Genomic DNA, 14,165 nt, shown 5'->3' with positions numbered 1-14,165 from the left:
AATACCGTATTAAAAAAACAAATCACTTTGATTTTAGAGCTTCGGTAAGGTTGCTAAGTCAGATAATTCATAAAAAATTAATTTTACTTATCAATATTTAAAATAAAATAACAAAAAACTATCAAAAAAGGCTTTTATATCTATGATTTAAGAAGCTTTTTTTAAAAAGTAAATACTTTGTATGACTTTTTTAAAAAAGTGTCTTAAATAAGTTTAATTTGTTTTTGCGGTTTTTCGGCTATATAAATACATACGATCTTGCTATTTTATAACTAAAATCCTGACTTGAAAATCAATTGATCATTTTATTTGCTTTTTTTTAAAGCATCAATTAATTCCACCATATCAACTACGGCATAAGTAGAAGAATAATCAGAAACGGCGTAAGGCAGTATAAGGCTGTTGTTGTGAATAATTGCTCCGCAAGAATACACAACATTTGGTACATAACCTTCGCGTTCGTCTTCAAGTGGTGAAAGTAAAGGTTCTGTAAGTCTTCCGATTTCTTTAGACGGATCGTCAAGATCAAATAATGAAGCACCGATGCAGTAACGTCGCATAGTTCCTACACCGTGAGTAATAACAAGCCATCCCTCTGCTGTCCATAGTGGGGATCCGCAGTTTCCTATCTGTGTAAACTCCCAGGCAAACCGGGGCTCCTGAAGAAGAATAGGAGTATTCCATTGTGTTACCCGGTCCGAATACATGATGTAATTGTTTACCCCATCTATTCTGGCAAGCATAGCATATTTTCCTTTAATTTTTCTTGGAAATAAAGCCAGATTTTTATTTTGGGCACCAGTACCGTGCAAAGGCATAACTCTGAAAGTGTAAAAATCTTCGGTAGAGATAAGTTTAGGCAATATGGTGTGTCCGTTATAAGCTGTATAGGTAGCCATAACACGTGAAGAACCGTCATCATCTGTAAAGCGAACAAAGCGGGCATCTTCAATTCCACGACTTTCAGAATCGGATATAGGAAATATAACACGTTCTGTGAGATCCGAATCATGTTTGAACTCAACATCATGAAATGATTTTGCAAGCCAAAGTATTTCGTTTAGTGCTGTTCTCATTTCCTCACGAATTGAAGGATAATTTAAGGCACTATTTACCGTGTTATTTAGAACAGCATATTCAAATTCATCCGGCAGATCCTGCATAATTTGCGTTATGTACTTATCCTGAGTATGCATTTCAGATAATTTGAGTAAAAAACGTTCTTTATTAAAAAAACTTTTATGTATAATCTCTGCCTTATCAATGTTATTTCCGATTTTCATAACCTGAAGGTTATTGTCCTTGTCCAGAATTCCTCTTCTGAAAACAATCGATGAAATATGGCCCTCTCCTGTTGCACGGAAAGAAATAATAACACGTTTTTCTCCTGCTTCCAAACCAGTCTGATCAAAATCCTCTATAATAGAAGGATTAAAAATAGCGGCAGATTCTATTGCATATTCCATTGTACAATAAGAACCTATTAACATTTTTCGATCAAGGGACAAAGCCCCGTAATCGATCTGCATGGATTCAATAATAGCTCTTACTTTTTCACAGTGACTCAAAAATATGGCTGATATATTTCGATGGCGTCTCGCAAATTCACGAAGTGTTTGCTCTAAAGTTTCCAATACTTGTTTATCATTCAGCGTCATGATACGAATTATCATTTGTCTGGTTCGCTCATCGCCATTTATAAAATATCGTGCAACAACTCTTTTTGGATCCGGGGTAAATTTTATATTTTTTCTGATGACAGATACACGCATAATTTATTTTTTAGAATAGATATGATACATTTTAACTTTTATTGAAGTTAACTAATATGTTAATAAAAATAGTTTATTTTTTGTTAAAAATTATTTTTGAATTGAATTTAATTACTAGGTTAAATTTAATGAATAAGTTCGGAAAAAATAATACATATACCCTAAATACCTAAAAAATAAGTTCTTGAAACTTGTAAAATGAAATAAAAAGAAAGAGGAGCTGGTGTTATTTAGCTAAAAATAAGAAAAGTATTTTATCTCTAAACTTACAATTACTTAGAATAAAAATTATAAATCCAACAATTTTCAATCATAATCATTATCAAAACAACAACAACAACAACAACTGTTAAATTTAAAAAAGATCAACATTTAATTTTATTTCCACCAACGATAAAAAATAATAAAATGTATTGTTAAGAACCTTTCAACAATACATTTTATTTGAATTAACATATTTGGAAACGCAAAAAATCTATTTTTCTAATACTACTGTTTTACCGGTTATATTGAATCTCCCGTTTTGATTATCTTTAGAACCATCTGGCTGTTTTCCTCCAACAGAAATAGTGAACCATCCCGGTTCTACTACGCGCTGGCCTTTTTTATTTATTAAGGACAGTTGTCTTGGAGAAATTGTAAAAGAAACTGTTTTCGTTTCCCCTTTTTTTAGATTAATGCGTTCAAAACCTTCTAATTGCACTATGGGACGTGGAGTAGAGGCTTTTTCATCTTTTAAATATAACTCAACAACTTCGTCTCCATCGCGATCACCAGTATTGGTTACATCAACAGATATTTTAAAATCTTTTTCAGCATTAATGTTATTCGGAATTTGAATGTTACTATATTTAAATTGGGTATAACTTAGACCAAATCCAAAAGGATATAGTGGTTTTTTGTCAAAATATCGATAGGTACGGCCTTTCATATCATAGTTTTCGAAAGGCGGAAGCTGATCTGTTGATTTATAATAAGTAACAGGCAGTCGGCCGGCCGGATTGTAATCTCCAAAAAGTACATCGGCAATTGCATTACCACCTTGCTGACCCGGATATCCGGCAGTTAAAATCGCCGGAATAGCATCATTTGCCCAATTTATGGAGAGCGCACTTCCGTTTATTAAAACTAAGATAACCGGTTTTCCGGTAGCTTTAATCGCTTTCATTAGTTCCTCCTGATTGGCTGGTAAGTTAAGGCTGGTACGGTCTCCGCCTTCAAAACCATCCGCTTCTACTTTCATTTCTTCACCTTCCAGACGTTCATTTAGTCCTAAAACCAAAACTACAGCATCGGCCTCATTAGCAGTCTGAACAGCTTCTTTCAGCATATCTTCTTTTGGTTCAGACCATAAAAGCTGCGCTATTGCATCGCCATAGAAATTTTGGTATTTAACCTCTATTTTATATTTTTTTCCGGCTTCCAATTCCATTTTTTGAGCACGAATTCGCGGATGATGATTATTTTTTCCACCAGATATTTTGCCGGTTTCAATTTCTATAGTCATAAAAGGTTTCGACCATTCAGAGATGTTATAAGTACCGGTCTTTGGTGCTACAATATAACCGGTCCATCTTACACTATAGTTCCCCATTTTCATGCGGGGATCAGGAGTATTCATATCCCAATGGAAATCGATATTATCATCAATGCGTGTAAAAAGAGGTTTTCCTTCCCAGTTATTATTGTCAAAATATTCCCCGGTCAGACCTTGTATTCCGTTTCCATTTTGAAGATAAACAGATGGAATAGTTTTCATTTCAGGAACACCTTTCGCAAGATCTGTGCCTTTTGCATACAATACTTTAGCATTAGGTTCCAGCTTATTCTGAATACCTTTTAATACGGTAATTGGATTACTCGGAATACCACTGTAATTTCCCCATAACGATTGTATGTCATTAGCATTTGGGCCTATTACAGCAATCGTTTTAATGTTTTTTGAAAGAGGAAGTGTCTGGTTCTGATTTTTTAAAAGAACAATACTTTTTTGAGAAGCAACACGAGCCAGCCATTCATGGGCAGGATTATTGTTTACGGAATAAGGAATTTGGGCATAAGGTACAATTTCTTCAGGGTCAAACATACCTAATTTAAAACGTGCTGTAAACAAACGTTTTAGAGTAGTATCGATATCTGATTCGGTAAGTAACTTGCGATCAAGGGCTTCTTTTAATGATTTAAAACTGCTTCCACATTCCAGATCCAAACCTTCTTTTACCGCCAAAGCTGAAGCTGAAGCCTCGTCACTTGTAATTTTATGATATTTCCAGATATCCGTAACAGCACCACAGTCTGAGACAATATACCCCTTAAATCCCCAGTCATTTCGAAGAATATGAAACAGAAATGGGCTGGCACTGGCAGATTCTCCTCTAAAACGGTTATAAGCTCCCATTACCGAGTAAACATGACCTTCTTTGACCAAAGTGCGAAAAGCAGGAAGGTAGGTTTCATAAAGATCAACATCACTGGCTTCTGCATTGAATTGGTGACGGGAAGGTTCCGGACCCGAGTGAACTGCATAATGTTTAGCTGTGGCAATTACTTTCAGATATTTTTTATCAGTACCCTGAAGGCCGTTCACATAGTTTAGTCCTAATTGCCCGGTAAGAAATGGATCTTCACCATAGGTTTCATGTCCGCGTCCCCAGCGTGGATCGCGAAAAATGTTGATATTTGGAGACCAAAATGTCAGTCCCTGATACATCCCATGCTGTCCTCGTCTTAAATATTCATGATGTTTGGCACGAGCTTCATCTGAAATAGCACTCGCAACATCAAAAACTAACTGACGATCCCAGGATGATGCAATTGAAATAGATTGTGGAAAAACAGTTGCATATCCCGCACGGGCAACTCCATGTAAGGATTCATTCCACCAATTGTATTCCGGTACACCAAGACGCTTGATGGCAGGTGCGGAATCCATTAATTGACTGATTTTTTCGTCAATGGTCATTCTTGAAACAAGATCATGAACACGTTGTTCGGTTGTTAAATTTGGGTTTTTAAATGCAAAGTTTTCTTGTGCAAAAGTGTTTAGTGCCATAAAGTTTAGCATAAACACAAAACGATATATTTTTTTCATAGAATTGGCTTGAAAATATTTTTGTTTATAGTTAGCAGGAGAATTGTTTTTTAAATTTTGAAGATTTTGGATTTTTCAATTATTTTTAGAATTACAAAATTATGATGTTTATATTCTTCTGCTTAGGATAAATTGCTATTTCGAGGATGTTATAAAGCTTGCTATTACATTTTTAATTTTTGCATAATAAAGGAAAAGGGTACAAATTACTATTTAAGAGGGGGTATTTAACTACGGCAGAGTGGGATTTTAGGTTGAGACAAGAATTATAATATTTTTGTATTTGTTTTAAGGTAATAAAAATATAAATGTTGAAACGAAACATACTTGTACTTTTTCTTTATTTGGTTTGCACGCTTTGTACATCTCAGCCATCCGGTATTTTGACTCATTTTTCAAATGATCTAAAGTTAAGCCAATCCCGTATTCTTGGTATTCAGCAAGATGAAAAGGGATTCATTTGGCTGGGAACTTTCAATGGCCTGATTCGTTATGACGGAAATACTTTTCAAAATTTCAGGGTAGAGAAAGGAGCTTCATTAGACTTAATGTCGAATCGGGTATCCAAATTTAAGTTTGATAAAAAAGGGCGTATTTGGATTCAGTCTGAAAAAAATGATATTTATTACTTCGATACACATCAGTTAAAGTTTCATTATCCTATTGAAGGAAAATCTGTTAAATCTTACAATACAGCCCTAAAAAAGTTCAAAATAATGCCATCCGGGAGAGTTTGGCTATTTACTGAAGATAAAAACTACCTGATCGCTTTTCAAAATAATAAACAAATTCGAAAGATTATTTTTGACCCTGCAAAACATTGTGGTACAATTTGGGATGCTTTTGAAGATGCTTTGGGAACAACCTGGTTTTTAACAGATGCCGGCATTTGTCGATTAAATAAATCGGGTACAGCGCCGGAATATTTCTTTTTAAATATGTCCGGACATTCAGGAAAGTCTTATTCTTTTAATTCTTTTCTGGAAACAGCAGATGATATATGGTTTGGAGGCGATATGGGCAAGTTTACACGTTACACTAAAAAGTCCAGTACTTTCTTTGATTTTGATCTGGGTATAAAGGAGGATATTGCCCTAATAAAGCTTGTAGGTAATAGCAAAGTACTGATCATAACGAGAGGGAAGGAATTTTATTTTTATGACATTAAGGCTGGTAAACTAAATCTTTATAATAGTAAAACGTTACCGGGTTTTCCTGGCGAGAAAGTCAATTATTTGGGAATAACCCATTCGCGACAGTTTTGGTTTGAAACGCCAAATTCAGGTGTGTTTCAATTTGATTTGGTTACCCGAAAGTTAAAACATATGGAAGTGGATTTTAATGGTCCTCCTGTTGTTGGTGCAGAGCAGAAAAGCTTTTTGCTTACCTCACCTGACGGAACAGTCTGGATGCAGTCACATAAAGGACCATTTTCATATTGGGATGAAAAACAGAACAAATTATCTTCTGTAATCCGATGTATTAAGGAATCAAAAGAGACGATTTCTGATGTGATGCATACAGCAATGTTTGACAAACTAGGCAATCTGTGGTTTTGTTCATTTAAGCAGGGATTAGACCAGATAACCTTTAATAATCGTAATTTTTCAACATTAAACTTACACACATCAGGTGATGGCAAAAAGCAAAATGTCCGGAGCCTGATGAACGACAAAAATGGTAATCTTTGGGTGGCCAGCCGTTCTGAAAAAATTGCAATATTTGATTCTCAAAAAAAGAAGATCGGATTATTAGGATCTGATGGTATACTGTCTAATGGAAGTCCGGGATGGGGAGCAGATATTTACAGTATGATGCAGGATTCCAATGGCAGAATATGGATTGGAACACGAGGTAATGGATTATTTTGCCTGACACCTGGCGGACAGCCTTTTAAATATAAGGTAAACCATTATAAATATGATGAGAAAGATATTTATAGCATTAACTCTGATGATATTTATAAAATTTTTCAGGCATCAAATGGCCAGATTTATGTGGCTACGTGGGGAGGAGGAATTAATCTCGTCCGTCAGTCAAATAATGGATTTCGTTTTATTAACCATAAGAACGAACTAAAAAATTATCCCATAAAAAATGCTGATAAGGTTCGCTCCATAGTTGAAAACAAAGAACATGAATTGTTTTTTATCTCTTCTTATAAATTGTTTTCTTTTTCTGCAGAAAATAAATCACCGGATAAAATACAATTCAAAGAGTTTTCACAGGTTTCCGGAAATGATATTTTAGATATTCTGATAACTTCAGATAACCGATTAGCATTAGCTACGAATGGAAAAGGCTTGATTTTAGGCGATTTAGATCAAAAAGGCCAGTTGAAAGTTAAATCTATCTGGAACAAAAATGTTGCTTTCCCTATTGAAGGAGTTGTGGCATTGCAAGAAGATAAATTAGGTAAAATTTGGCTTATGAGTGTTAATCAGATTGTTCGGTTTGACCCAAAAAAAAATAGTGCCGAAACATTTCCTGAACTAAAATCCATTATTGGTACCGAAATATTTTCAGAAGCGACAAAATGCCGGCTTTCGAATGGTGAGATTCTCGTGGGATATTCAGATGGAGCACTTTATTTCAAACCAGAAGCTATTAAACCTTTCCAATTTAAACCGTATTTGGCAATATCGGGATTTTCAGTTAATGATAAACAATTACATGAAATAAATCCTGAAACTCCCGGAAATCCGGATTTACTTAAAAAAGTTATGCTGGAACATAATCAGAATTTTTTCAGGGTTCAAATTTCAGCTTTGGATTATATTAAAAACGAGAACATTGTTTATCGCTACAAACTGGAAGGTGTCGATAAACAATGGAATTACCTTAAAGGAGGACAGTCTATTAATTATACGAATCTGGACCGTGGAAAATATACGCTTATTGTGTCTTCTACAAATGGTCACAATTTATGGGCAGATAATGAAAGGCGAATTAAAATAACCATTCGCCCTTCAATTTGGGGGACTAATTTTGCTTATTTCTGTTATTTGTTATTGGCTATTGGTTTATTTTTAGTAGTTCGACGTGCGATTGCAACAATTCTGAGACTTCGTAATGATGTGAAGCTGCAGAAACAAATGAGTGAATTGAAATTAAAATTCTTTACCGATATTTCGCATGAAATCAGGACTCCGCTCACCATGATTACGGCACCTTTAGAGATAATGCTTTCGGATGATGATATTAAAGATTCAGTTAAAGACCAGCTCCGGGTTATTGAGAAAAACAGTAATAAATTGTTGAATTTGGTCAATCAGATTTTAGATTTGAGGAGAATCCAGGATCGGAAACTGGTGGTGAGCGAAATAGATTTAGGCGAATTTGCAGCTAAAATAGGTGAAAATTTTAGTGAAATGAGCATACAGCGCAATATAGAATTGAAAATAAATATTGGTACTTCAAAACCAACTATATGGGCTGACCCGGACAGTCTTGATAAAATTTTGGTAAATCTGCTTTCAAACGCTTTTAAATATTGCCATAAAGGAGATACCGTTCAGGTGGAAGTTAAGGAATCTGAAAAGCAGGTTGTTCTAAAGGTTAGTGATAATGGACCGGGTATTAGTCCGATACTTCAAAAACGATTGTTTATACGTTTTTCAAATTACAACGAAAATCCATATAACCCGAGTACAGGAATAGGTCTTTCTATTGTGAAGGATTTAGCAGATAAACATGGTGCAACTATTTTAGTTGACAGTGTACCGGGTAAAGGAAGTAGTTTTCAAATTTGTTTCTTAAAAGGCTATAAGCATTTCACTGAGGATGTGGATATTTTATTTGAAGAAGATGAAGCGGATTTGGTAAATGATATGAAATTTGAAAATGAACCGGATTTAATATCATTTGTAGAAATAGAAAACGAAATGCCTGTCGGGCTAATTGTAGAGGATGACCCTGAATTAAGAGGATTTATCGTTTCGGTTTTAGAAAAGGAATATACCATTTATGTAGCAGAAAATGGTGCTGAGGGAAATTTAAAAGCCGCAGAGTTATCTCCGGATTTTATTATCAGTGATATCATGATGCCCCATCTGGATGGTATAGAAATGCTTAAATTAATTCGGAATAATTTTGCAACCAGTCACATTCCTGTGATTTTGCTTAGTGCAAAAACAGCAATTGAAAGTAAATTGGAAGGGATGGAATATGGCGCTGATGATTATATAACCAAGCCTTTTAATGTGAGTTTTTTAAAGGCAAGGGTCAAAAATGTTTTAGAACAGCGTTTACGACTTCAGCATTTGTATTCTACGGGCAATATGACTGAAATTTCAGAAGAGGAACCTCTACAAATTTCAAATAAGGACCATAAGTTCATGTTCCAGGTAATCAAACTGGTAAAGGAAAATATGTCTAAATCAGATTTTTCAGTTGATGAATTAGGAAGATTGATGTGCATGTCGCGTGCCAGTTTCTTTAATAAACTTAAAAGTATTACAGGAGTTTCACCAGTCGTATTTATTCGCGATATGCGATTGAATGAGGCCGCCGAACTTATAAAAAATGAAGATCTGTTGATAAAGGAAATTTGTTTTGAAGTTGGCTTTAATGACCAGAAATATTTTGGAAAATGTTTTAGGGCGAAATTTAATTGTACTCCGGCTGAATATCGTAGACAGTTTTGTTAGATAAATCCTCAGAATGGAACTCAAGTGTCATCCTGAGTCCATTCGGCTTCGCTCAGCATAAACTTAGTCGAAGGCTCGTTTAATTCTAAAGTTTTTTTTATTGTGCAAACTTATTTGAACGGGGCTTCGACTTCGCTCAGCCTGACAATAGTAGGCAATAAAATCAACAAACAAATTTTTATATTCAATCTTATTCATAATACTCAAAACTTGATAGTTAACGAGTATGTTTTTATTTGGGTTTATTTTTTATCAGAATGTAAAAAATATCCTAATTATTTATCAATTCACCAATTTAACTACTCAAATTAGTGATTTCACCCTCCTTGAAAAGCAATATTTACACCAAATTACAATTCACTATCTCTAGTTTTGCCCCATAACCAAAAGTATTTTAACTATTTCTTAACTAACTATTAATAAACCAACCTTATGAAACAAACCAACACTTTCATTCTATTATTTACTGGCATATCTGTAGTCTTCTATAGGCAAACATTGACCAGACAATAAACAGTTTTTAATTTAAATAATATGATATGAAAAACATAAAAAAACTAATACTCGGAGTAGGTGTACTTCTTTTTATGATGACGTCCTGCTCTGGTGACGAGATGAAATATGAGTCCTCCGTTGTGAGAGATTATGAGCTTCAGCTGAATGGCAATCCGTGGAATATAAATGTAGGTATTTCAACAAGACCTATTTTTATTTATAAAGATAACGGTGATTATTTTGGTAACTACAGTTCACTTTATCGTTTTGCACTTGAAAAAGGAAGTTACAAATTTATTGCATCCGACATTCCGACAGAAATGGTGCCTTTACCAGTTAACCTAAATGATTTTATTGTTCCTCAATCAGTTAATGCCGATCAAAAAGTGAATCTATCGGCTGCCATGCCTTACCAGTCTCCATTTGATGAAAAACTTACTATGAACATCCTTACGAGAACGGGTACATTACGATTGAAGTCAAAAGACATTGTAGCAGATCCAGGTTATTCTGTTATAAAAACAACTGTTTTTGTAAAACGTACCGGATACAAAGTCTCTGACGAAACTTTTGTGAAAGGAGACATGACTGTTTCCAGATCTAAGAAAACGACCACAGGAGGAATTAATTACTTAGACGATTTTATTGTATTTCAGACTGATGAAGCAGCGAATAATGTTACTATTCGCATAGAGTTTATGACTGCAGATTTAGTTGTGGTAAAAACAAAAGAATTTGAAGGTTCTTTTCCAATTTTAGGAAATGGGGTTACTAGTATCGATTTTAACCTTAATGATGCAGATACACCTATTATTAAAGATTATGTAGTAACCATTAATGGAGAGGTACAGACAAAATAAATAAAATCCAATGATGAACAGATTTAAAAAACAAATCTAAATCTAAATAAAATATAGTAGTTATGATAAAAAAACATATCATGAGCACATTAATCGTCTTGTTCCTGACGATTGCCGGTTATGCTCAGGAAATAACTGTTACGGGAGTTGTGAGAGATAAAATGGGTTCTATTCCAGGCGCAACAATTATTGTAAAAAATGAAAAAGCAAATACTACCAGTGATTTTGACGGAAAATTCTCCATCAAAGTAATTAATCCTAAAACAGCTGTTTTGCTGGTTAAGTTTATTGGTTTGGAGGATATTACCGTACCCTTAAATGGACGTACTTCCGGAATTAACATCGAGATGAGAGAATCGACCAGTGAATTGAATGAAGTAGTAGTAATTGGTTATGGTACACAAAAGCGTGGAAACCTAACCGGTGCTGTTTCCAGTATAAAAGGCACTGTATTAGAAAAAGTTCCAACCAGTTCTGTAGCTGAAGCATTGGTTGGTAAATTACCGGGTGTTCAGATTACTTCGGCAGATGGTTCTCCTGGTTCTGAAATCATGATCCGAATTCGTGGAGGAGGTTCTATTACTCAGGATAATTCGCCTTTAATTTTGGTTGACGGGTTCGAAGTGGCAAAACTAAATGATATTCCGCCAACGGATATCGAATCGGTAGAAGTATTAAAAGATGCCGCATCTACTGCTATATATGGTGCCCGTGGTGCTAACGGAGTTATTTTAGTAACTACAAAAAATCCTAAAGTAGGGAAGGTTTCTGTAAATATAAACAGTTATATGCAAATAAAAACCTTAGCGAACCGTCTCGATGTAATGGATCCGTATGAATATGTTATGATGCAATATGAGTATGAAAAAGGAAAAACTTCAAATCCAACTGCTTTTTACAATCGTTACGGACAGGCCAATGAAATGTATATTTATAAAGGAGACAAGGGAGTAGACTGGCAGGATGAAATTTTTGGTACTAACCCGATTACTAAATACCTTGATTTTAGTATGAATGGCGGTAACGAAAAAACAAAATTTAAGTTTGCGATAACGAATCAGGATCAGCCCGGGGTATTGATAGGAACTGGTCTAAAGCAGACCAACATGAACCTGACCCTTAATACTAAATTGTCTGATAAATTTACTTTTGAATTCCAATCCCGTTTTATAAATCAAACAATTGAGGGATCAGGTACAGAGGGGGTTAGTTTGCTTAGCGCAATACGTCAGGCACCAACAATGGGTTTACAGGATTACATGACATTGCCGGAAGATGATACTTATTTTGATCCGGAAGATTATGAGCCTGTTAAACGTTTCAATCCGATACAGGAAGCTGAAAGAAATTATCGTAATCGTACGAAACGTACATTCAATACAGTTGGAGCCTTAACCTGGAATATCATGAAAGGATTGAGTCTTCGCAGCTCATTTGGTTTTGAATACCAGTATGAAGAAGACGGCCGTTTTTGGGGAATAGATACTAAAACAGCAAATGAGAATAATAATCTGCCAGTAGTAGGCTGGCAAATGACACAAAGCCCTCGTAAACAATTAAATAATGTATTAAGTTATAATTTTAAAATTAATACACTTCATGATTTTCAGGTTATGGTGGGGCAGGAAATGAAAGACCAGAGGAGTTTTTCTAAGACTTATACCACTCGTTATTTTCCTGAAAATATAACTGCAGAAAAAGCTTTGGATAATCTAGCCCTGGGAACACCATATCAAAACAGTTCAAAAGAAGGCTCGCCTAATAAAATTTCATCATTCTTCGGCCGTGTAAATTATAGTTTTGATGACAGATATCTGGCAACATTTACGATTCGTGCAGATGGTTCGACAAAGTTTGGTCCGGATAATCGCTGGGGATTATTTCCGGCAGCAGCATTTGCCTGGAGAATGTCGAATGAAAAGTTTTTAAAAGATAATGAAACCATTTCAAATTTAAAATTACGTTTAAGTTACGGAGTTTCGGGTAATGACCGAATTGATGGCGATTTGTATGCAAAATATTATGGTGTTTCACAAGATAAATCAGTAGGCTGGGGAGAAAGTAGCCATTATTACTATAATTTTTATAATCCGAATGGTAAAGTAACGTATTTAAACAATCCTAATGTGAAATGGGAGACAACTTACACTGCAAACTTTGGTGTTGATTTTGGATTCTTTAAAGAAAGAATTACAGGTAATGTTGAAATTTATCAAAATACTGTAAAAGATTTATTAGTACCTTCTGATATTCCCGGATCATCAGGTTTTAGTAAAATCATGACCAATGTAGGACAGACATCTAATAAAGGAATTGAATTTGCAGTTAATGCAAATGTCGTTCAGCAAAAAGATTTTCATCTGGATGTAAATTTCAATATTGGATACAATAAAAATAAAATTGATGCACTTTCAAGCGGAGAGAATGAATGGATTCTTAGTTCAAATTGGGCATCAACACAATTGCTAAATGATGATGATTATCGTGCTTACGTTGGAGGAACTAAAGGTTTGATTTATGGTTTTGTTAATGATGGTTTTTACACTATGGATGATTTTGATTCATTTGATCCATTAACAAAAACATGGAAACTTAAAGATGGTGTGGCCAACTCCAAAAACCTGTCAGGTGATCCGCGTCCGGGAAATGCTAAATTTAAAAAATTGACACCTGTTGATCCATCAGATGCAAATACCTACGTAATTGGTGCAAACGACAGAAAAGTTATTGGTGACACTAACCCAAAATATTCAGGAGGTTTTGGACTGAATGCAGTATGGAAAAATTTTGATTTCTCTACTTTTTTCAATTTTGTATATGGGTTTGATGTTTTCAACGCCAACAAAGTCATGATGACTTCGTGGTATCAAAACAACCAAAATAATTTAGGGATGGAAGTATCGCTGGAGAATCGTTGGAGAAATTTTGATGACATGGGGAACGATCTCCGTTACTCACCGGCACTTTTGGCAGATTTTAATAAAAATGCCACTATGTGGAACCCAACTTCAATCGGTCGTCCTATTGCTTCGTCTTATGCTGTTGAAAATGGTTCTTTCTTGAGACTGAATACACTTTCTATTGGATATACAATTCCTTTAAATGTAACTCAGAAATTAACATTTAATAAAGTTCGTCTATATGTAACGGGTACTAATTTATTTGTCTGGACGAATTACTCAGGTTATGATCCGGAAGTTAATCTAGCAACAGGACTGACACCTAACGTTGATCATAATGCATATCCAAGAACAAGGAACTATACTTTGGGAGCTCAGTTATCATTTTAATTAAATCA

5 protein-coding genes are annotated in these 14,165 nt (G+C 34.8%); 3 read left to right on the top strand and 2 right to left on the bottom strand.

Going from position 1 to position 14,165, the window contains the following annotated elements:
• Nucleotides 1-305: 305 nt before the first annotated feature.
• On the bottom strand, nt 306-1,772 hold the full coding sequence (locus DMB65_RS02690; protein WP_110305133.1) for a glycoside hydrolase family 130 protein: 1,467 nt from the start codon (nt 1,770-1,772) through the stop codon (nt 306-308).
• A gap of 475 nt (nt 1,773-2,247) precedes the next feature.
• Nucleotides 2,248-4,863: a glycoside hydrolase family 3 C-terminal domain-containing protein gene (locus DMB65_RS02685; RefSeq protein WP_110305132.1), complete on the bottom strand. Its 2,616-nt coding sequence runs from the start codon at nt 4,861-4,863 to the stop codon at nt 2,248-2,250.
• Between the two features lie 308 nt (nt 4,864-5,171).
• Here DMB65_RS02685 and DMB65_RS02680 point away from each other — a divergent pair, with 308 nt between their 5' ends.
• The 3 genes from DMB65_RS02680 to DMB65_RS02670 all read left to right on the top strand — a co-directional run bounded on the left by DMB65_RS02680 (nt 5,172) and on the right by DMB65_RS02670 (nt 14,157).
• Entirely contained in the window at nt 5,172-9,512 is a 4,341-nt protein-coding gene (locus tag DMB65_RS02680; protein ID WP_110305131.1) for a hybrid sensor histidine kinase/response regulator transcription factor, read from the top strand.
• 539 nt (nt 9,513-10,051) lie between these two features.
• Nucleotides 10,052-10,867, top strand: coding sequence for a hypothetical protein (locus DMB65_RS02675; protein ID WP_110305130.1), 816 nt, complete (start codon nt 10,052-10,054; stop codon nt 10,865-10,867).
• An 80-nt stretch (nt 10,868-10,947) separates the two neighbouring features.
• The gene (locus DMB65_RS02670; RefSeq protein ID WP_230470584.1) at nt 10,948-14,157 is read left to right on the top strand and encodes a SusC/RagA family TonB-linked outer membrane protein; all 3,210 of its coding nucleotides are present in this window, start codon (nt 10,948-10,950) and stop codon (nt 14,155-14,157) included.
• Nucleotides 14,158-14,165: the final 8 nt, after the last annotated feature.

The sequence above is a fragment of the Flavobacterium cheongpyeongense genome (assembly GCF_003202435.1).
Lineage (GTDB): Bacteria > Bacteroidota > Bacteroidia > Flavobacteriales > Flavobacteriaceae > Flavobacterium > Flavobacterium cheongpyeongense.
Note: the sequence above shows the minus strand (reverse complement) of the source record. Positions and strands in the feature narration are given on the sequence as shown.